General features: G+C 31.0%; 19 protein-coding genes and 1 pseudogene. 3 read left to right on the top strand and 17 right to left on the bottom strand.

Annotated features, from left to right (window positions below; translation table 11 throughout):
- Positions 1 to 16: 16 nt before the first annotated feature.
- Positions 17 to 1,930 (bottom strand): BMP family ABC transporter substrate-binding protein, encoded by a 1,914-nt coding sequence (locus ACREVX_RS08730; protein ID WP_431543797.1) that lies wholly within the window; start codon positions 1,928 to 1,930, stop codon positions 17 to 19.
- 108 nt (positions 1,931 to 2,038) lie between these two features.
- On the opposite strand from ACREVX_RS08730, the pseudogene ACREVX_RS08725 reads away from it, so the two are divergent.
- Both ACREVX_RS08725 and ACREVX_RS08720 read left to right on the top strand, forming a co-directional pair.
- Positions 2,039 to 2,296 (top strand): annotated as a pseudogene (locus ACREVX_RS08725) (MATE family efflux transporter); the annotation flags it as partial.
- 277 nt (positions 2,297 to 2,573) lie between these two features.
- Positions 2,574 to 3,005 carry a CBS domain-containing protein gene (locus ACREVX_RS08720; protein ID WP_431543796.1) on the top strand — a complete coding sequence of 144 codons (432 nt, stop codon included), beginning with the start codon at positions 2,574 to 2,576 and terminating at the stop codon, positions 3,003 to 3,005.
- Between the two features lie 84 nt (positions 3,006 to 3,089).
- Here the strand turns inward: ACREVX_RS08720 and nagB are convergent, their stop codons facing one another.
- From nagB to ACREVX_RS08655, 13 genes are all read right to left on the bottom strand, one after another.
- A complete protein-coding gene (gene nagB / locus ACREVX_RS08715) occupies positions 3,090 to 3,815 on the bottom strand; it encodes a glucosamine-6-phosphate deaminase (protein ID WP_431543795.1) in 726 nt (241 codons plus the stop codon).
- A gap of 35 nt (positions 3,816 to 3,850) precedes the next feature.
- Positions 3,851 to 5,023: an N-acetylglucosamine-6-phosphate deacetylase gene (gene nagA, locus ACREVX_RS08710; protein ID WP_431543914.1), complete on the bottom strand. Its 1,173-nt coding sequence runs from the start codon at positions 5,021 to 5,023 to the stop codon at positions 3,851 to 3,853.
- Positions 5,024 to 5,048: 25 nt separating this feature from the next.
- Positions 5,049 to 5,780 carry a GntR family transcriptional regulator gene (locus tag ACREVX_RS08705; RefSeq protein WP_431543794.1) on the bottom strand — a complete coding sequence of 244 codons (732 nt, stop codon included), beginning with the start codon at positions 5,778 to 5,780 and terminating at the stop codon, positions 5,049 to 5,051.
- 195 nt (positions 5,781 to 5,975) lie between these two features.
- Positions 5,976 to 7,061 carry a DUF871 domain-containing protein gene (locus ACREVX_RS08700; protein WP_431543793.1) on the bottom strand — a complete coding sequence of 362 codons (1,086 nt, stop codon included), beginning with the start codon at positions 7,059 to 7,061 and terminating at the stop codon, positions 5,976 to 5,978.
- A 3-nt stretch (positions 7,062 to 7,064) separates the two neighbouring features.
- Entirely contained in the window at positions 7,065 to 8,213 is a 1,149-nt protein-coding gene (gene anmK / locus ACREVX_RS08695; RefSeq protein ID WP_431543792.1) for an anhydro-N-acetylmuramic acid kinase AnmK, read from the bottom strand.
- Between the two features lie 71 nt (positions 8,214 to 8,284).
- Positions 8,285 to 9,193 carry an N-acetylglucosamine kinase gene (locus tag ACREVX_RS08690; protein ID WP_431543791.1) on the bottom strand — a complete coding sequence of 303 codons (909 nt, stop codon included), beginning with the start codon at positions 9,191 to 9,193 and terminating at the stop codon, positions 8,285 to 8,287.
- 18 nt (positions 9,194 to 9,211) lie between these two features.
- Positions 9,212 to 11,917 (bottom strand): sigma-54-dependent transcriptional regulator, encoded by a 2,706-nt coding sequence (locus ACREVX_RS08685; protein WP_431543790.1) that lies wholly within the window; start codon positions 11,915 to 11,917, stop codon positions 9,212 to 9,214.
- An 86-nt stretch (positions 11,918 to 12,003) separates the two neighbouring features.
- Positions 12,004 to 12,288: a hypothetical protein gene (locus tag ACREVX_RS08680; RefSeq protein WP_431543789.1), complete on the bottom strand. Its 285-nt coding sequence runs from the start codon at positions 12,286 to 12,288 to the stop codon at positions 12,004 to 12,006.
- 15 nt (positions 12,289 to 12,303) lie between these two features.
- On the bottom strand, positions 12,304 to 12,621 hold the full coding sequence (locus ACREVX_RS08675) for a PTS sugar transporter subunit IIA (RefSeq protein ID WP_431543788.1): 318 nt from the start codon (positions 12,619 to 12,621) through the stop codon (positions 12,304 to 12,306).
- 74 nt (positions 12,622 to 12,695) lie between these two features.
- The gene (locus ACREVX_RS08670) at positions 12,696 to 14,024 is read right to left on the bottom strand and encodes a PTS sugar transporter subunit IIC (RefSeq protein WP_431543787.1); all 1,329 of its coding nucleotides are present in this window, start codon (positions 14,022 to 14,024) and stop codon (positions 12,696 to 12,698) included.
- A 30-nt stretch (positions 14,025 to 14,054) separates the two neighbouring features.
- Positions 14,055 to 14,363 carry a PTS sugar transporter subunit IIB gene (locus tag ACREVX_RS08665; protein WP_431543786.1) on the bottom strand — a complete coding sequence of 103 codons (309 nt, stop codon included), beginning with the start codon at positions 14,361 to 14,363 and terminating at the stop codon, positions 14,055 to 14,057.
- Positions 14,364 to 14,699: 336 nt separating this feature from the next.
- A complete protein-coding gene (locus ACREVX_RS08660) occupies positions 14,700 to 16,871 on the bottom strand; it encodes a heavy metal translocating P-type ATPase (RefSeq protein ID WP_431543785.1) in 2,172 nt (723 codons plus the stop codon).
- Positions 16,872 to 16,937: 66 nt separating this feature from the next.
- A complete protein-coding gene (locus tag ACREVX_RS08655) occupies positions 16,938 to 17,300 on the bottom strand; it encodes an ArsR/SmtB family transcription factor (protein ID WP_431543784.1) in 363 nt (120 codons plus the stop codon).
- A 415-nt stretch (positions 17,301 to 17,715) separates the two neighbouring features.
- Here ACREVX_RS08655 and ACREVX_RS08650 point away from each other — a divergent pair, with 415 nt between their 5' ends.
- Positions 17,716 to 18,210 (top strand): GNAT family N-acetyltransferase, encoded by a 495-nt coding sequence (locus ACREVX_RS08650; RefSeq protein WP_431543783.1) that lies wholly within the window; start codon positions 17,716 to 17,718, stop codon positions 18,208 to 18,210.
- A gap of 441 nt (positions 18,211 to 18,651) precedes the next feature.
- Here the strand turns inward: ACREVX_RS08650 and ACREVX_RS08645 are convergent, their stop codons facing one another.
- The 3 genes from ACREVX_RS08645 to ACREVX_RS08635 form a co-directional block, all read right to left on the bottom strand.
- Positions 18,652 to 18,786 carry an LDCC motif putative metal-binding protein gene (locus ACREVX_RS08645; protein WP_431543782.1) on the bottom strand — a complete coding sequence of 45 codons (135 nt, stop codon included), beginning with the start codon at positions 18,784 to 18,786 and terminating at the stop codon, positions 18,652 to 18,654.
- 85 nt (positions 18,787 to 18,871) lie between these two features.
- The gene (locus ACREVX_RS08640) at positions 18,872 to 19,408 is read right to left on the bottom strand and encodes a hypothetical protein (RefSeq protein WP_431543781.1); all 537 of its coding nucleotides are present in this window, start codon (positions 19,406 to 19,408) and stop codon (positions 18,872 to 18,874) included.
- Between the two features lie 679 nt (positions 19,409 to 20,087).
- On the bottom strand, positions 20,088 to 21,869 hold the full coding sequence (locus ACREVX_RS08635; protein WP_431543780.1) for an urease accessory protein UreH domain-containing protein: 1,782 nt from the start codon (positions 21,867 to 21,869) through the stop codon (positions 20,088 to 20,090).
- Positions 21,870 to 22,087: the final 218 nt, after the last annotated feature.

Genomic DNA, 22,087 nt, shown 5'->3' with positions numbered 1-22,087 from the left:
TTTTCTTTTAAATATCCTACTCTACTCCTGGAAGATTACCTACCACATTATCTACAAACCAGTCCATGTATAACATATCTTCGTAATTTCCAATATCGCCATCTTTTATCCTAAGTTCACCATCTGTATCAAATATCGGTCCAACAAAAGTATGAAACCTGTTTTCAATAATTAATTCGCGCATTACGTCTACCAGTCTTTGTGTTTGAGTTGGAACATTATGTTTTGAATATATAATATCCACAAGGCCTGAGTCCATCCCCCACCAAAAACTTACACGTTTAGATTCGGTGCTAAATATACCTTTAAAACTACCATTTACGATATTCCTAAGTATTTTCTCGTAAAACATGCCCCAATCCCATGTAATTAAAGCGTAGTTTACTTCCGGTATCCATTTTTTCTGTTTTTCATTGTACTTTAAAGAATATAGACCAAAGTCTCTCGATCCCTTACCTAAAGCTATTAGGTCATTTTGCATTATAATATCTGCACCACTCCTATGAAGTTCCTGAATTGAATCTTTTGAATTATTCACATCTCCAGCTTCATTAAGCCATGAAATTATAACTTTTGCATTAGGATTTACAGTTTTAACACCTAAGGCAAAAGCATTAATTCCTGTTATAATCTCTGTCTCATTATAAATATCTATATAACCTATAATACCAGATTTTGTTATTGACCCAGCAATAAGGCCAAGTAAAAATCTAGGTTCATGAGAACGTCCAAAATAAGTACTTACATTTCTAAATGCCTTTACCGGAGAGCAGTTAAAAAACTTAATATTTTCGTGTTTTAACGCTGCTCTTAATGTTATATTAAGATAAGCTGAAGATGTAGTAAATACAATGTCATAATCTTTTTCACATAACTCACTTAACCTTTCGTAGCCATCACTATCATTTTGAAAATTATCTACAACAAATGTTTCTATTTCCCCCGAGAGTTCTTGCTGCGCATACAATCTTCCTAAATTTTGAACATAACTCCAACCTGATGTATCAATTGTTTTTTCATATACAAAAACCACTTTTAATTTTTTATGTGTGGTTACTAAATTTGTAAATGATGTTATAACATTTTTCTTATGGACATCAAAAGGTTGTGTTTGGATTTCTACTGTATTATTATTCGAAAGTATTCTAAGTTCTACTAAGAACTTTTCAACTCTAGATTTTCTTTTCGTTTCATCAAATTGATCTGAAATACCGTAAATTTTTATATATTCTAAAAACGCGTCTCCAGTGGTAATATCTAATTTATCTCCCCCTAGTTCATAAAATACGTTTCTAAAGGGTGAGTAAACGTTTTTTATAAAATGTACGTATTTATTTGCAAACCAGTAAAGTTTTGGATTGTAATCATCTAAATACTTATCAAGTAGTACAAAACTACCTTCCTTAGAAAACCAAATGTCATTTATTCCTGTCTTATTATTAAAGCTTAAAAATTCGTAATATATTATATTTTTTAAATCGTTATCATCTTTTTTAGGAACTAGCCTAGTAACATCCCCATCAATTGCATAAGCGTCTACATATTTTAGTACACTTACCCGCTTATTTCCCTCCATAACATAGAATTGATTCATATACTCATAGATTTTAATAGGGTCAGTTATACCATCATTAATATGATGGGCGTATACAGCTTGCCATTTCATAGAAAACTCACTATCGATACTGGCAATGGGAAGAAAGTTCATTGCAAAATCTCTACTCCTTGTATAAAAATAGGTTCCTTTTATTTTTTTTAGTGGAATACTTTTGATTCCCAGTGGTAATTCAGCTACTATGTCTATTTTTTTTAAAATACTATCTAAGGATGATATATGACCGGATGACCCACTTGTAGTATCCACTAAATATCTAGCTTTAGCTAATTTACTGGCCTTTTTATATTCTTCAACAGTTGAAAAATCATTCATAAACTCACTCCTTAGTTTTTAGCGATTAATAACTATTACCTCAACAGCCTATTATCATTAATATTCTTATATCTATTATAATCTACCAAAGTCTTTTTTACCAACAATTTAGAACATAATATAATCTTTTTAAGGATACTCTTCATAATATATCCAATTAAAAATTTCAATAAATTTCTTACCATGTTATTTGGTAGCGCAGAACCGCTAGTAATAAGTAATGCTCATATATATTTACGCATAACTTTACTTACCTACCCATTAATAACTATTGATTTAATCTCAAATGGTCTTTTGCGTGGAGCTGGCGACACAAAAACTCCTATGAAAATAAGTATCTTTATGAATATTATAAATGTGAGGTTATCTCTTAGGCATTGTATTAAATTTTGGACTTATAGGCGTATGGATAGGTATGATCGTAGATTGGGTTGTTCGTGGTTCTCTCTACCTTATTCGGTTCAAAAAAGGAAAATGGAAACACAAGACTTTAATAAAAATGACTCTTAACTCTTAACCAAATTTTATTAAAATCAGACTTATTTAATAGATTGTACATTACTAAATCTACAAGTACATGTTATAATGAAATTAAACGGTAACTGACAAACTAAAATAAAAATCTCTAAAGGATGGGTAAACTATGAACATAGCTTTTTTCCTTACACCTAAAAATGAAGTTGTTTATGAAAAGCCGAATTCTACAATGAGGCAAGCATTAGAACGAATGGAGTACCACAGATATACTTCTGTACCCCTGGTAAATGAAAAAGGAATTTATGTAGGTACTTTAACTGAAGGTGACTTATTGTGGAAATTAAAGAATACCCCAAATTTAAGTTTTAATGATACAAGCAAGATTTTAATTGAAGATATTCCTAGGCATTTCTCTAACAAAGCAGTATCAATTGGTGCAGATATAGAGAGCTTAATATCACTAGCAAAAGATCAAAATTTTGTTCCCGTTGTAGATGATAATGGTGTTTTTATAGGAATAATTAAAAGAAGTGATATAATAACTTATTGTTATAATTTATTATACAAAAATAGCGAATTAAAGACTTCAATTAAATAACAAAAGATAATTAATATTTCAATAAATATATATCTTAAAACAAAACACCTATATAGCAATTTTGCTAATATAGGTGTTTTGTTTTTATAACTTGCTAGCAGCCTCTTTATCTATAATTATTGTTACATCATTATGTAGCTGCAAAATTGAAGCAGGTATACTTGGATTTATTTTACCATTAATAGCTTTTTCTATAGCTTCTGCTTTATTTAATCCATTTGCAAGTAATATAATTTTCTTAGAGTTCATTATTGTTTTAATTCCCATACTTATGGCTTTTACCGGAACATCGTCTATTGATTTGAAAAATCTAGAATTTGCTTCTATTGTTTCCTCATCAAGATTAACTAAATGCGTTTGTGCCTCAAAATTTACATTTGGTTCATTAAAGCCAATATGTCCATTTCCTCCTATGCCAAGCACTTGCATATCAATTCCACCAATTGACTTTATTTTATCCTCATAAAGCTGGCAACTGGCATCTACATCCTTTGCCATGCCATCAGGCATATTAATATTTATTTTACTTATATTTATATTGTCAAACAAGTTAGTATTCATGTAATTATAATAACTTTGAGGGTTTTCTTTATTAAAACCATAATACTCATCCAAGTTAAAAGTTCTAACTTCCTTAAAATCCACCTCACCTTTGCCGTACAACTTAATTATTTCCTTATACATTCCTTCTGGAGTATCACCAGTAGCAAGCCCTAATACACTTGCAGGCTTTAACATAACTTGACTTGCAACCATTAATGCCGCTTTTTTACTCATTTCCTCATAATTATCTACTACTATTATTCTCATATTTGCACCACCTCATAATAATACTCAAAATTTTACTAATGAGCCTCGTACATTATTTTACCTTCTACTATTGTAAAAAACACATCTATATCATCATTAAAAATAACTATATCTGCGTCATATCCAACCATTAAACTTCCTTTTTTGTTATCCATATTAATTACTTTTGCTGGATTAATTGATGCCATTGCAACTGCTTCATAAATCTTAAGTTCACTATTACTTAGAATATTAAGTACTGCTTTATTCAAAGTTAAAATACTTCCTGCTAATGTTCCATCCTGAAGTCTTGCAGCCCCGTCTTTAACTGTTACCTTCTGTCCACCAAGCTCAGATGTACCTTCTTTCATGCAACCAGCTCTCATAGAATCTGTTATGAGTACCAGTTTATTCTTATTTACTTGATTTATAAGTATATTAAAAATTGCAGGATGAACATGTATTAAATCAGCTATTAGCTCGCAAGTTATATCACTTGTAAATATTGCACCTACAACGCCTGGCTTTCTATGATTTAATGGAGTCATAGCATTGAATGTATGTGTTGCATGTGTTATTCCATCCTCAATTGCCTGGACTGCCTCTTCATAACTTGCATCTGTATGTCCCATTGACAATGTAATTTCAGAATTACCTTTAACTTTTTTTATAAAACTATGATTTTCATCCTTTTCTGGAGCAAGTGTTATGATTTTAATAATATCTAAATAATCCTTTATAACATCATAACTTGGTTTTATAATATTATCTGCCTTCTGCGCCCCTTTGTACTTCTCATTTATAAAAGGTCCTTCCATATGTACACCTAAAACTTTTGCTCCCTTTGCTTCTAACTTCATAATACCCCGTGCAACATCTAGCGCTTTATATATACTTAAACTATCCGTAGTCATTGTAGTAGGTAAATATGACGTTACTCCATTTTTAGCAATTGTGGTACTTATACCATTTAAGGCTTCCTTTGTAGCGTCCATAGTATCAAAGCCGCCAGAGCCATGAATGTGAATATCAATAAATCCTGGTGATACATATTTACCCTTAGCATCTATCACTAGCATTTCTTGTTTATATTCCTTTACATACTCTTTTTTATACCCAGCGAATTTATCTTTACTTATAATATCTATAATTTTCGAGTCAAAAATTATTACGCTGCCATCAATTACTTTATCTTTCATAATAAGTTTTCCATTAATTATAGCTTTAATATTAATCACCCCCGTCTTATATTTATCATTTCAATGTGATTTGATATTTATACTTATCACTTCTAAATGTTGCCTTAGTATATTCAATTGGGATTCCATTTTCTAAATAGGTAGTTTGGCTAAATATTAATGCCAAAGTAGCATCTTCTTGATTTAAAAGTTTACTTTCATAATCATTAAGTATCGTGGGTTCAATTGTTTGTTTTGCTTTATCTAGCTTATATCCATAATGTTTTCTAAAAATTTCATATAGTGATTTATCCTCAATCATCTCTCTAGTCATGCCTATAAATAAATAGAGCGGAAGCAATGCCGTTTCGATTGCCACTGGTTGCTCATCACTAAATCTCACCCTTTTAATCTCAATAATTTTAGTTTCATTTTCAGGCATTTTTAGTTCGATTTTATATTTCTTGGTTGCTTTTATTACTTTAAAAGATAATATTTCACTTCTAGATATAACGCCATTTTGTTCCATTTGCTCGCTAAAACTTTTGAGTGGCGATATTTCACGATTAACTTTTGGGTAAGCCACGAAAGTTCCTTTTCCTTGTTCTCTATAAATTAACCCCTCATTTACTAAGGACATAATAGCCTTATTTACAGTCATTCTGCTAACTCCTTGAACTTCGCATAACTCTCTTTCTGTTGGTATTGATTGACCTGGTTTTAAAACTTCATTTTCTATCATTTCTTGTAAGATTTCCTTTATTTGATAATGAAGTGGAATGGGATTATTCTTTGATACCTTCCTCAAAACTTTCCCTCCTTAATTAACAGTAATTTTTTGTATAGACAATAATAATTTATATATTATCATGTTGTTATGTTGTATATACCAATCATATCTTAGATTTGTGTTTTTTGCAACCTAATAGACCTCAATAGTTTAATTATTCATTCTTATTTTCCCAAATACAAAATACTGCCTTAAACATTGATAAACCCTTCATTAATTTTCAACTATTGCAAACTTTTGCCAAGCTTCTATATAGTCTAATAAAAATAATTGTTCCTCTATAATTCTTCCTACCACATTTGTTTTTCCTGAATTCTCCATGTCCTTTAGTGCGACCTGAAGTTCTCCTGCGTAATGTCCATAAAGTGATGTGTCTATAAGTAAGTCTCCTCTCTTTATGTCTGGAGAATTAAATGGCACAAACTCATGGCCTTTATATTTTACTCTACTTTGAGTAGACCTTATTAAATAATCTGATACGTCTCCTCTGTTAAAGTGAAATTCTTCTAATACTATTTTCTTCTCTATTTCTGGTATACTATCTACAAGTATTGCTTCAAAAGTAAGTTTTTCTTTGTTAATCTCACTTAATGCCTTAAGTTCTTTTTCTGAAGCAAAAGCATTAGCTATGATTACGTCATCAATAAGTCCAGTTGCAAATAAGTGCATTGCCTGAACCTTAACAGGTAAAGTCCTATGAGACTCTAAAGTACATAACCCTTCTCTAACTGGCCACGGTCCAAAAGTAGCGTCCTTAGAAGATACAAACGCTGCAGTTCTTATTCCAAATTGTTTAAACTGTTTTGTACAATTTATAAAATGCTCATAGTTTAAGCCCGAATATCTATGTGGATAAAAGTTATGGCATCCTAAAAGTTTTTCTGTATTTGGTTTGTAGCTCATTATATTTTCAAGGTACTTTGTTCCATTGCTCATATTTATTTCAATATTAAGCCCATAAGAATTAAAAGTCATAAGTGATTCTTCAAGTCCACTAAATCCCATATCAAGCCTTATTCCATAAGCCTCTAAATCATTAAAGAATGATAAATCATCATAACCTATCCCTAGTTCTCCAAATACCCTAGGACTAACATCTGCAATTACTTCCATTCCTAATTTGTTTGCCTGGCTTATCATATCTTTAAACCCTTTAACTATCTTCTCTTTGTCACCTTCTACTGATAAAAGGCATGTAAATACTCTTTTAAACCCATATTTATGTGCTAGCTTTAGATATGCTATATTTTCTTCAAGACTTGCATGGCTTGGATATATTGAAATTCCTAATTGTCTCATATTTTATCTCCTCTTTCCGTATGTAATATTACCTAATAAAACTCTTTCTCTAGCTCCTGTAGCTCCAATTACATTGCCACAGTTATCATTTAAAGTTTCATTTGCTAAAACAGCAAATGCAATAGCTTCCTTAGCATCAGACGAATACCCTAACTCTTCTTGGATAAGCACCTTGCACTCTGGTAAATAGTCCGTTATCATTTTTACAAGCGTATTATTATAACTTCCTCCACCACCCAAAACAATTTCATCAATCTTGCACCTCGGAAATACAAACTGCCTATAGTTATATGCGATAGATTTAGCTGTAAACGCAGTAACCGTAGCTATGATATCCTCAGCTTTTAAACTCTTCCAATTCCTTAATAGTTGCTCAACAAATTGGTTACCAAAAAGCTCTCTACCTGTTGTTTTAGGTGGTTCTTGCTTAATATATGGTATATCCATTAACTCATTTAATAAGTTACTATTTATCACTCCTTCTGAGGCAAACGTGCCCCCTTTATCATAATTTAGTCCCTTTAACCTTTTAGTTACTTCATCGATAATCATATTTCCGGGGCCAGTATCAAAGGCATGAAGATCCTCTAATTTACAATTTCCAGGTAATACAGTTACATTACCTATTCCACCTATATTTTGTAACGCTCTATTATTTTCTGATTTATATAATAAATATTCTGTATATGGAACTAGAGGCGCCCCCTCTCCTCCTGCAGCCATATCCATGGTTCTAAAATTCGAAACTACTGTAACTCCGGTTTCATATGCTATTACAGCAGGTTCTCCAATCTGAAGTGTAGATTTTGCATACATTCCATAAGCTTTAGGTATATGAAATGCTGTCTGCCCATGAGAACCAATAAAATCAAGTTTCTCCATTGGGAAATTTGCTTTATTACAAACTGTTTTAGTTGCCTTGGCAAATAAATAACCTAGTTTAAAATTTAAGCTGCAAATAAGCTCTACGTTAGATTTATCTATAGAAAAACATTCTTTTATTTCTTCTTTTATTTCTTCTGGAATTTCCTCGTTTATAAATTCTACTAATTCTACTTTAATTTGTTCACCAAATCCATGTATCTTAACTAATGCAGCATCTATACCATCTAATGAAGTTCCAGACATTAGTCCAACAGCATATTTTTCCATTATAAACCCTCCCAATAAAGTTCTTATTAATGCTTAGATATAATATTATTTACATATTCCCCTTAGATAATCTATTTCATTATTGCCTTATGTAAATAACAGGCTCCTTTTGTTGGAGAAATATCCTCCATTATTATGGTAACGTCAGACAATTTAGCTTGTAAGTAGTTTGAAAATTCTTCCCTTACTAGACTAACCTCAGTAAGAATACTTCCCTTAACCCCTATGTTAATTGGTTCATTTATTTCAAGTTTTTTATAGAGCCTTTCTGTCATAATTGCTAGATCTTCTCCTGCTTTTCTAAGTATATTCACTGAATTTACCTCGAAAATATTAGCAAGTTCCACAACTAGTTGTGCGTATGATGCAATTTCTCCCTTATTTTCTGAGTGAATAAATTCTTTTATATCATTTACATTGTCTATATTAAGTTTACTCATAATAGCTAGCGTAAGTTTACTTTTTTCTAGTCCTGAATCTTCCTCAAAAGCCATCTTTTTAAAAGCTTCCAATGCTATATAATAGCCGCTTCCTTTGTCACCTAAAATATGACCCCAGCCTCCAGTTCTATCCCGCTTGCCTTTATACAAACCATAACATATTGAACCAGTTCCAGATATAGTCATGATTCCATCTTTGCCTTTAAGTAGCGCTGCATGCGCTATCTCTGCATCATTACATACTTCTACTTTGCAATTAAACTTTTCTTTAAGTACATTCTCTATTTTTTCTTTATATCCAATAGTTTCTAGTCCCGCAAGGCCTACGTATATACACAAACAATCCAAATTACCACCATATTCATTTATACCGTCTTTACATAACTCAACGGCATTTATTATGTTTTTTAATGCCTGCTTGAAATTTAGAAGGAGATTTCCAAAACCTGAACGACCTTTACCTAACTCTTTGCCTTCCAAACTGTATGCAACCGCCTCAGTCTTGGTCCCTCCACCATCCACACCAATTATATAATTCAAAACTAAATCCCCTTCCAATTAATTTTTAAGTATTTCCACAATATTTGTAAGGTCATCTTCTGAGAAAGTAATCTTCAGCCTCTTCTCTAAATTTGCAAGTCCTAACTTTAGTTGGCTAAATACATCTCCATTTCTGGAAAGTATAGTTTTAATATTCTTACATTTAGGCGTATCTTCCTTATTTATAAGTCTCTGTACTAAACACCCAAAATGCATAAGAACTCCATTTAACTTCTCGCTATCCATATAAATATCAAAAGTGTACTTCATAGTAGATACAATCTCAATAAAACTGTTTACAATATAGTCTCCATCTTCAATCTCTAAATAATCTGTATATACTGTTTTAATATCCTCAATTGACTTTTCATCACTTATATACTCTTCAAAGTCTTCTCCCATAAAATCCTTGAAAAAATCACTTAAACATATATATTTTATACCTTTGATTTTCAAGTTAAAAGCACTTATTATCGCTACAATATTTGATTCTTTTTTTATATTTTCTACAGTTCTTATAAATTCTTCTTTATCCTTTATACTTAGATTAATTACTTCATGTTTATCTTTGTCAAACTTGCTGTAGATAATATCCTTTAACTTCTGAGCAGTGCCTTGACCAGTAGAACAGGCAGTTATAATAACATCCTTTTTTAGCTTTACACTTTCACCAAGAAAATTTCCTAGGAATCTACTTTCTAAGTCTATAGATTTTACAATTTCATCTATTTCCTGATTCATAATGGCTTTTCTCGTAGCTTCTATAACCATAGCTGTGGTAGTCATATCCACAGCCTTTACTTCAATACCTGTATTATTTGCAATTATTTTATCAAAAAACTTTAAAGAACCCATATCTACCAAAAGTATAACACCGACACCTTCATGGTTTTCAATTATTAGTTCCTCTATTTCATGAAGTGCCGTTTCTGGTTTCATAGAAAGAGGCATATCAAAAGGTATAGCAAAATTCGTATCTAAAAGTTGATTTGATACTTCTACCATTGATGTAGCTGTGCTATTTCCATGCATAGCTACAATAATCAACACTCTGCCTTCACCTTTCTCAACATCAGCTGCAAAAAACATAGTAATAAATCCAATTTCATCAATAGGTACATCTATTTTATACTTCTGTTCTATCATTTCTGCTAATTTCATTGCTATTTTAAATTCTTCTGAATATTTTTTTCTTATTTCATCTATCTTAGGATTTTCTATAGTTCTATTTTCGTTGATGCGCCCTAAAAACGTATCTATATGTACTAATAATCCCAAGAAAATATTTTTCGTTATTTTTCTCTTTAGCTTATACTCAGCTAAATACATAAACTTATTTAAAAAATCATATAGTTCATTGTTTATTATTCTCTTTATGTCATCTTCCTTATGAGTATTATTAATGTTTGTAAGATAACTATTAATAAATTTTTCAACCTCACTAGATAACTTATTTTCAATTGCACTACGATCCAGACCTTTAGCTTGCAAGTTTTTTGTTCTCATTTCAATAAATTCATATATATTCTCTGATAATCTATATTTATCTTCATTATTTTCTTTATCTTCATTATTTTGCTCATCCTTATTATTTGAATTTAAATAACTATTTGTAATTAGATTGAAATTCCTTGGCTTTATTTTCTTAGCCATTAAAAGTCCTGTTCTTACTTCATCAGAAAAGTCTTCAAGCTTTACTTTTACTAAAGAATCAGAAAACATACTTCTTAGGAAAGCCTTAGCACAGGAAATTTGTATATTGCTTTTTAGTTCACCTATGTTACTGGTACAATCATAATTAAGTAGTGCTGTTAAAGCATCTTCTTCTATCTCAATTTTCTTTAAAACTCTTTTAGATTCATCTTTATAGAAGCTCTCAATTAATCTTATTCTTTCTTCTACTGTTCTTTCCCTTAAATTTGGGAGAGAAATAGTTACAGGAATTCTCCTTGTGAAAGTTTTAAGTAATGATGACTTAATATTCTCAGTAGTAGCACAAATAATCATAATATTTATATTAATCTCTTGTGTACTTCCAAGTGGTGTATATTTACCCTCATCAATTAGAGTGAATAACATCTCCTGACCTTGTGGTGGAAGTCTATGAACTTCATCTAAAAATATAATGCCATCCCTAGCCTTTTCAATAATTCCTTCTTGATTGTCAATAGCTCCAGTGTATGCGCCCTTTTTCACTCCAAAAATATGGGCTATTAAAAGCTGTGAATTATTAACATAATCAGCACAGTTAAAAACTGCAAACCTATTCTTATCCTTTATAGTTTTAATCTCCAAAGCATACTTAAACATGCATTTTGCAAAAAATGACTTTCCTACTCCAGTTTCACCAATTATGAGGGTATGCAATCCTCTTGGTGGATATACGATTGCCGCCTTTGCAATAGATATAACATTTTTTAAGCTTAAATCATTACCAATCATCGTATCAAATACAGAAAACATTTTATTCTGGATTTCATCCTCGTCTTTTGTCACAATCAAATCAGAATTTATATTTTTTAGATAGTACAATACAGGTCTGCCTTTACTCTTATATATTAGCCCTTCTTTAATTAGTTTTCCAAACTCTCTAGCTACATTAGTTCTTTCCATATTAAGTAAACTAGCTATTTCGTCAGTGCTATAGCCAATTACCTTATCCCCTTGCTTTAATTGCTTTACACATAAATCCTTTAGTGTTTCATAAACAATTTCGTATTTCATTGCTTACACCGCCTTGTATGTATTTTAATGACATCGACAATAAATACATTATATCATTAAAATAAATAGATAAATTCCTGTTAATTCTACTTTTTCTTATAATTTAATATCCCTTTAATTTCATTATTTTCTAATTTATATCTAGTAATTTCAAAAAACATTATACACATTACACAGAAAATTATTGATAGTAAATTCCATACTATCATACTCATATTCTTAAATAGTAGAGATGGGATTATTAGAACGAAAGGAGCCATAGAGCCAATAATCCACCTGTTTAGTTTAATTTTTTTCATTAAAACCTTTGTAACCTTCACAGATCCTAAAACTAACGCAATGCATCCTAATATATATATATACTTTATCACTATGCAAGTCCTCCTTTATTTAGCGTGTATTAGTTTAATTATATCTATCATTTCTTTAATAAGGTTTTTCTCAGAAATAGCTGCCATTAAGTGATCCTCAGCATGAATCATAAGTAATGATATTTTTAAGTCTTCACCATTAAGTTCTGCTTGTATAAGCTTTGTCTGAGTAGTATGTGCTATATCTAATTCTTTTTGCGACTTATTTAATAATTTCTCTGCCTTTTCCATTTTGTTTTCTTTAGCCGCAGTTAATGCTTCATATGCATACCCTTTAGCATCTCCACCATGACTTATTAATTCAAATATTTGTTCTTCCATGTTGTCATCCATCTTAATCACCCTTTTTATTTTATTACACCGATGATTAAATAATCATCGGTGCTAAATTAATTTAATATTATTTATTAACCTGTAATCACTTCTCCACTTTTACTAGTAACTTGTGACTGTTCTTCTGCAACCATCTTTTTCTCATAAACCTTGAAGAACGGATAGTAGATAAATGTTGCTAATATAATATTAAATATTACAAGCAGTGGAGCTCGCCAGTCCCCACCAGTAGCTACATAGGCTCCTATTGGTGCTGGTAATGTCCACGGTGCAATTATATATACTTTTGATACGAGTCCTAAAGTTGTAGCTCCATAAGCTATAATTGCAGCTACAGTAGGTGCTAATATAAATGGTATAGCAAGTATTGGATTCATAACTATTGGTGCACCAAAAATTAATGGCTCATTGATGTTGAATACACCAGGTATAATAGAAAATCTTCCAACTCTTTTTAAGTACTCTGAACTAGAAAAACACATAAGTAGCGCTAAACTTAACGTAGCACCTGCTCCTCCTATCCATATAAACCATTGAAAAAATGGTTCCGGAGCTATATTTGGAATAAGCTTTCCTGCTGCTACTGCTGCAGTATTTTGATCAAGTAATACAAGCCATATAGGTCTAACAAGAGAACCTATAACTGACATTCCGTGAATACCTGCTGCCCAAAGTAAAGTTACAAATATAACTGGTAATAAAATACCACCTAAGCTATTTCCTGCTACATTTACAATAGGTTTAAACAAATTCATTATTGCAGCTTGTATATCAAACTCTAACCAAACTCTTATGAACCATACAAACGTTATAATTACAGCTGCTGGTATTAGCGCTTCAAAAGATCTTGCTACTGATTCTGGAACTTGTTCTGGCATCTTTAAAGTAACATGATATTTAGTTAATAATCTTAATGTTTCAACAGCTAGTATCATACAAATTATTGCAACGAATAAACCTGAACCGCCAAGATTAGCCATTGGCAGTACCCATCCAACAGGAGTTGCTCCAGCAACGCCAGCTTTTGTAGCTTCCGCTAATACTGCATCAATATTGACTGGTGTAGTTGCTAAAAGGAATGCTGCTAGTGACAAAACTCCTCCAGTTACTCCATCTAATTTATATGATTTAGCTAAGCTATACCCCATTCCATAGGCTGCATATAATGACATTAATCCCATTGTCAATCTGTAAGGAATCATAATTTTGGGTACAAAAGGTTTTATTGCTAGTGCCCATGATGCAATTGGTGGCTGAGCAATTATCAAGAAAAAACTACCTACAATAATTAGTGATATTGTAGAAATAACTCCGTCTCTTATAGCTCTTAAATGTCTTTGTTCTGATAATGATGCCATGGGTGGTAATAACTTTTCTTCAATCCATTTTAAGAATCTTTCCATTTTAAATATATCCCCCTCGTATGGTATAATTTATTTTACATGTTTTTTAATTTGATTTAATACCTTTGATGCGCCTATTGGTGTATATCCCATAGGTACTATAACTTCTACTGGAACATTAAATGGTTTAGCTTGTTCTTCAAACGTTTTCATTCTGTGTCTAACTTGAGGTGCAACTATGACTAAATTATAGTTTCCGTCACCTAGTTCATCTTGAAATTCTCCTGTTCCTACTGATTTTATTTCAAGTGGAAAGCTTTGCTTGTCCGCTTCTTGCTTTACAGCCTTAACAACAATAGCACTTGACATTCCCCCTGAACATACTAATAAAACTTTCATAATAATTTACCTCCCGTTATTTTATTAAGTAATTTTGCTAATAATTTATCTTTACACTAATATTATAAGCAAATTTCATGCCAGTTCCTATAAACGTTGATTTATCTTCATTATAAAACAGTGTATCAACATCCCTCCAAATTGATACACTGTTTTAGCCCAAAATTTGATACACTAGATTTTTAAAATTATATTAGAGCTCCAAGATCCTTGCTAGAAGGACCTCTAAATCTTACTAATAACTTAAATAATTCAACTAAAAAAAGATTAACAAGAACATTGCGTTCCTGTTAACCTTTTAATATTGCAGCTCCGCAGGAGATGATTTAGTTGCTGTTAATTATCTACCTTCATAGCTCTCATTGAATTTAAGACTGCAATTAACGCAACTCCTACATCACCAAAAACCGCTTCCCACATAGTTGAAATTCCAAAAATTGCAAATATCAAAATAATTGCTTTTACACCTAGTGCGAATATAATATTTTGCATAACAATTGTTTTTGTTCTTTTAGCAATTTTTATTGCAAGTGCGATTTTGGACGGTTCATCTGTCATTATAACTATATCTGCAGCTTCTATAGCTGCATCAGATCCTACACCACCCATTGCAATTCCTATATCTGCTCTAGCTAGTACAGGTGCATCATTAATACCATCTCCCACGAATACTATCTTTCCTTTAGGTGATTTTTGCTTTTGCAGTAGTTCTAACTTCTCAACCTTTTCATGTGGAAGAAGCTCTGAATAAACTTCATCTACACCGAGAATTTTCCCAATATCTGATGCTATATCTTTATTGTCACCTGTAAGCATTACTATTTTTTTAACGCCCATAGACTTCAAATTTCTTATTGCATAAGCAGAATCTTCTTTTAGCTCATCAGAAATAATAATACTGCCAACATATTTCTTGTCAATCGCTAAATAAATTACCGTTCCAGAATTTTCAGCCTTTTTATAAGAAATTTTTTCGCTATCCATTAACTTAGAATTACCAGCTAAAATATATTTCCCTTTTACTTTAGCACTAATTCCTTTTCCCGCTATCTCCAAAACATCTTCAATATCCTCTTTTCGTGTATCTTTGCCATAAGCTTTTAATATTGATGTTGCAATGGGGTGACTAGAATAGCTTTCTACATGAGCTGCATACCCCAGTAACTCATCTTCACTTATACTACCCTCGGCATTCATCTGAGTAACCTGAAATACTCCTTTAGTTAGTGTTCCTGTCTTATCAAAAACTACCATTTCAACGCTATTTAGTGCCTCTAGATAGTTTCCACCTTTAACCAGGATACCATTCTTAGATGCACCACCTATTCCTCCAAAAAATCCTAGTGGAATAGATATTATTAGTGCGCAAGGACAAGATACTACCAAAAATACTAGAGCTCTATATATCCACTGTGAAAAAGTAGCACCCGGTAATAAAAGAGGGGGAACCACTGCAAGAACTATTGCACTTATAACTACAATAGGTGTGTAATACCTTGCAAATTTAGTTATATAATTTTCAGTTGGTGCTTTTTTGCTACTAGCATTTTGTACTAAATCTAAAATTTTAGCAAGGGTTGACTCTCCAAATTCTTTTGCAACCTCTATTGTTAATAACCCATTTTTATTTATACAACCAGCTAAAATTTCATCTCCAGTCTTAACATTTTTTGGAACTGATTCACCAGTTAAAGCAGATGCATCTATTAATGATTTGCCTTCTATAACAAAGCCATCTAAAGGTACTTTTTCTCCTGGCTTTACTATTATGATATCTCCAATGTGCACTTCATCTGGATCTACTTTTATAATTTCACCATTGATTTTTTTATTAGCATAATCTGGTCTTATATCCATAAGTGCAGATATAGATTTTCTTGATTTATTAACAGCTATATCTTGGAAAAATTCTCCTACTTTATAAAAGAGCATAACCCCAACACCTTCTGAAAATTGTCCAATAGAAAATGCTCCCACCGTAGCAAGTGCCATTAAGAAGTTCTCATCAAACACTTGACCTCTTAATATATTTTTTATAGCAATTATTAGGATATCCCCACCGATTAACAAATAACTTACGAAAAACAAAGCAAACTCAACTAAATAATCAAATTTAAATACAATTCCTATTAAGAAAATAGCTACGCCTATTGAAAAACGTATAATTTTATTTTTATTGTTTCCTTCTGCATCTCCGTGTCCATGTTCGTGACTGTGGTTGTGACCATGTTCATGGTCATGCTGTTTATCCACACCCCTAAATGTTTTTGCCTCTTTTGGTATAACCTTGGTACTAGGTTCTATCCTCTTAACTATCTTAGTGGTCTCATCTATAATTTCAGATATTTTTTCTTCACTTTGAAATTGAATTACTAAGCTTTTACTTATGAAATTTATATTGGCATCTATTACTCCATCTATTTTTTTACATTGAGCTTCAATTTTATTTGCACAATTAGCACAACCTAGACCTTCTAAAATGAATTCTCTTTTTATTACAGCACCCATTTTCTCCCCCGCTTTCAAAGTTTCTTATCTTCTATATATTATTAATTTTGTTTATGTATTAGGATATTACCTAAGTTCTTTTATGTGTATAAGTCCTTGATCAAATATTTGTTTAACATGTTGATCATCCAAAGAATAATATACAACCTTACCCTCTCGTCTATATTTTACAAGTCTAGCATTTTTAAGAACACGAAGTTGATGTGAAATGGCCGATTGAGTCATGATAAGTAAAGCTGCTATATCACAAACGCACATTTCAGTTTCAAATAATACACAAAGAATCTTAATTCTTGTACTATCTCCAAAAACCTTAAAAAGTTCTGCTAAATCATATAAAGTTTCCGCTGGCGGTATTGAATTTCTTACTTTATCTACTACATCTTCATGTATTGTTGAGCAATTACAAAACTCTATATTTTTATCCATTTATTACCCTCCATTTATATGAACGTATGAATTATTGTTCATATGTTCATTATATGCGGACACTTTATACTTGTCAACAAAAAAACTATAAAATTTTTATGCTGTTATTCTTTATTACCAATTTATTTTCTTTTCAATACAATATAACGTTTGTTATGTTTTATGGCTTTTTATCCTTTAAAACTGCATTCTTATATGGAATATATAGTATAATAAAGTAAATAAGTTAATTCGATAAAAGTATATAAAATCTGAGGAGGACGTCACTATGACTGATTTAGAAAAAATAAGAGGTTTTTACATTAGAACAATATCCATTAACCAGTAAACGTCATTATTTTGTAAAGCAATTTACATAAATTAAATAGACGAACTTATATTAAAAACTTGCCATAAATAACGTGGAGGTAACCGTATGCTTATAAGAAAAATTGAAATTAAGGATTCAGAGAAATTCTTAAATATGTTAAATCAATTGGATACTGAAACAACCAATATGATGTGGGAACCAGGAGAAAGAAAAACGACTTTAGAAGAAATGGATTCTAATATTAATAATATATGCAGTTCAAAATCGTTAAGATTAGTAGTTGAATATAAAGGAGATATAATTGGATTCCTATCATCTGAAATTGGTGTTGCTAAAAGAATAAGTCATAGAGCTTATATAGTTATTGGGATATTAAGAAAGTATAGAGGTAAAAAAATTGGAGTGAAACTATTTGAAGAGTTGGAGAAATGGGCATTAAAAAATAGGGTTACACGATTAGAATTAACTGTGATAGAACATAATGACGTCGCCATTCAATTATATGAAAAAATGGGATTCAAAAAAGAAGGTTTAAAAGAAAACTCACTTATAGTTGATGGAAGATATGTTTCTGAATATTATATGGGAAAAATCATCTAACTAAAATGTGGAAGACTGCAATAAATAGCTACATAGTTAATACATGCCTACAAAATGAGATATATAATTAGCAAAATTCTACATTTAAATAAAGTATATATTAAAATAACCGCTCCCTACTCATTTATGGTGATCAATCAGTACTTATAAATAAATATGTTTGCCATAGAAAGCGAATGCACAAAATTAATTAAATTTTAAACAATGTTGTGAGATAGACACATAAAAAAGTAAAACCTGTGCGTATACACTTCCACATTTTACAACAGGGTCGTATCAGCCGACTAATAAATGTAAAATTTGTATAAAGATTATATTGTGTAATTAAGGTCACACCCAAATCAGATGCCCATCCTCACCTAGCTCAGCGTATTCCCATATAATAGGTTGCTGATGCGACGCCATTACAAAAATTGGTAACGAAGTGGACAATTTATGTTGCTAATTTTGTTCCGATTTTTTATTTTTATTTGAGTTTAATCCACAACAATCTAGTTTTTTATCACCAAAAGATTCTTTATTGGCTTTTTCCATGCTTTTTAAAAAATTATCATACCACTTCTTTAATTTTTTCAATTTTAAACCTCCGATTTCAACATTATTTATAAGCTCAGTTTAACATTTTTTTATGAAGATAATATGAATATTGAGATGGTCTATATTAATCTACTTTAAATAAGTTGTTAAAATTTTTAACTTTATTACTTTTTTCCCTTATAAGTTTTTCTTCTCTTTTAATTCCCTCAGTTTTCTGTTTTAATTTCAAGCTTTCTATTTCTAATTCTAATTCATTAATTTTGAAGACTATATACTTGCACCAATTTCCTTTAATAATCCACTTAACTACATCATTTTTTATTAACGACCTGTTAAATAAATACATATCATTATCTTTAATTAACAATCGCCCGTTATTTTCTTCGCTTACATATACTGGAGGAGATTTATATACAATAAGCTTATTTGAGTTATCTTCAAGCTCAATTTCAATATTGTGCTCTTCTTCTTTTGAGAATGAATCAATTTTTATTATATCAATTATATTTACTTTATCTAATTTTACTATTATTTTATTATATCCTGAATCTGTCATATAATCTGATTCCTCTATGATTGCATTACTAAGTTTAATATCTCTTATGGTTCTAATTAATTTATCTACCTTCAAACTAGGTTTTTTATTAATAAACTTAAACATACTATAAAATCATCTCCTTGTATTAGTAATTAAATTTGTTTCGACTTTTTTATTATAACTTACATATTTATAGATGAAGAGTTATTTTAATTTACCCACCCCACCATATGGGGGGAAATAATTCGTAAGAGTATTAAATGATTAATATTTTTTCTTTAATTATATAGTACCAAACTTTTGTGTTGATTTTATAAAGATAATATTCTATCAATTAAATACCACTAATGATGCTATTTAAGATACCAATGATGCTTAAAGGTTCAAAAGGAGGTAAGTCTGGCCAGGATGAGGAAAAACGACTTTAAAATTCAAGCTCAAGACTGTGAGATATGTCTTGAGCTACATTTATATTAGTTAACAATAAAAATTTAACATTACTTTAAATTTTAAAATAGCACACTATTTCAATATTATAATTCTTTATAATAATTTATTTTTTCCTATTCTGTTGGTACATATGGTAGTTTCCTTGTATTTTGTATCTGGCTTTGTTAAAATGAGTTAAAATATGTTTACTAACAAAAAAAACTTAGTGGAAACAATACGAGAAGCTGAAGCACTGGAATTAGAGCAATATTGGTATTTGGGAATAATTACATATTTTCACTATACCCCCATCTTCCATTATGTAAAGCGCTAATTTTACCATAAAGTATATAATATAAAGTTAATTTAATTTTTATTTTAAGTATCTATCTCGTATTTCTTCAATCACTATTGGTTTAATATCCTCAGATACATGTATTAAAGCTAGTGTATTTTCATCTTTAATGATTCCATAGACACCAGATTTATCAAAGGTAAATTCAACTTGATTAATTGCTTTTTTGCCTTCAAATGAATAAATTTGCTTAGAGTCTGCATCAATTATTGAATATGGCCCCTCCGCATTATCAAACTTTGTTAAGTCAATTGATAAATTAATTTTAAGACCACTTTGTACTACCGCTATAATTGGAGAAAATTCATAACCAATTCCACTTATACTTAAGCTTTGAGTGTCATTTGTAATCTTGGCTTTTTTAACTAAGATATCAATTGGGGTTTTAGTTAAATCAGTTTCATAGATACTAGAGCTAACGGGAGTCTCAGCACTCGCAACCGTATTATCACTAGTAGTAGCATTACTTGAAGCACCTATTGCATTAACATCATCTACTACCTTAATTACTCCACCTATCATACCCATCCAACAGCTATAATTTATATCTTTATCGCCTGGTGTGAAATTTATAATATTCTCACCAGATTCTAATTTTTTTTCTATATCTAGAGAGGGGACAGCAATAGAATTATTACATGAAGTTAGCTGTTCTCCATTTATTACCCATTTAACTGGTATTTCCTTTTGTACATATAATACGCTAGGCGTGTATCCACGTGCAGTTGCAGTCATATTTATTACTTGAACTCCATTTTCTATAATAGCTTTTGAACCCTTTGAAGGTGTATCCGTCTGCAGAGCAGAATTATTTTCCTGATAAGCAGCGCGCATTAAAGCTATAGGAGATATGTTAATTCCAGCAAGAGCTAGCCCACGATTACCCATAATAAGCCCTAAAACAACTACAAGAATCCCTCCAAATTTTACAAGTTGCTTTGTGTTGCCCTTACTTAAAAGACCAGAAACAGCTCCAAATCCAAGCATTAGAGGTACCGTACCAAGCGAAAATATGAACATTGAAGTAGCCCCAAGTACCGCACTTCCTGTTCCAAGAGCATATAATTGCATAGTTTGAAGAGGTCCACATGGCATAAACCCATTCAAAATCCCTACAATAAATGGAGTTTTTCCGCTCTTTTTAATATTGCATACAGACAAAGGTAATTTTATGTTGAATCTTCTAAAAAGACTGTATCCAGACATATTGAGTCCCATAATAATCATAAAAAAACCAGCTAAAACCTGAAGCCCAGCCTTAAAAGGTAAAGTAAGAGAAAAAACAGAACCTAAAGCTCCAATTATTCCTCCAAGAATAGTATAGGATATTACTCTGCCTAAATTATAAAATATAGCAGGTTTTAGAGATTGAAATTTGCTCTTATTCTCCGCACTTATACTTTGTGATAACATTATTCCACCACACATACCTACGCAGTGTAATGAAGTGAAAACACCCACTATGAACAGAACAAAATAAGATGCGTTTGCTAGCTTAGATTCCATGTCAAAACTATTACCAGCCTTGCTTATAAGAAAAATAGCAAGAACTATTATTAGTAATCCAATAAGTTTAAAATTTCCAGAATCCTCTGTACTATAACCTAGTTTCGATATCTTTTCTTTAATTAGTGCAATGTTGCACGTTTCATCATCATATTGCACAAACACACTTTCGCTTTTGTAGTCAGCCAATACCTTAGTAACTCCAAAGATACTCATCAGAGACTTTTCTATTCTAGCTTCACAGGAGGTACATGTCATGTTGTAAACTTTAATATTTTGTTTTTTAATACTCATAGGTCACCTCTACTCCATTATATTATATTATTAACTATATTATACAAATAAGATGTGTAGATTTTATAAAGATAAACTAAAAGAATTTAATAATCGAGTAGGAGGCTAATCATTATTTGATTAGCCGACCTCTCACACCACCCCGCATACCGTTCGGTACAGGGCGGTTCTATAGAACTAACAAGTTCTAAGATAATATTTCGTTATACTGATTAGAC

Source organism: Clostridium sp., from assembly GCF_050717545.1.
Lineage (GTDB): Bacteria > Bacillota > Clostridia > Clostridiales > Clostridiaceae > Clostridium_AD.
This window is presented reverse-complemented; position numbering and strand designations above follow the sequence as displayed.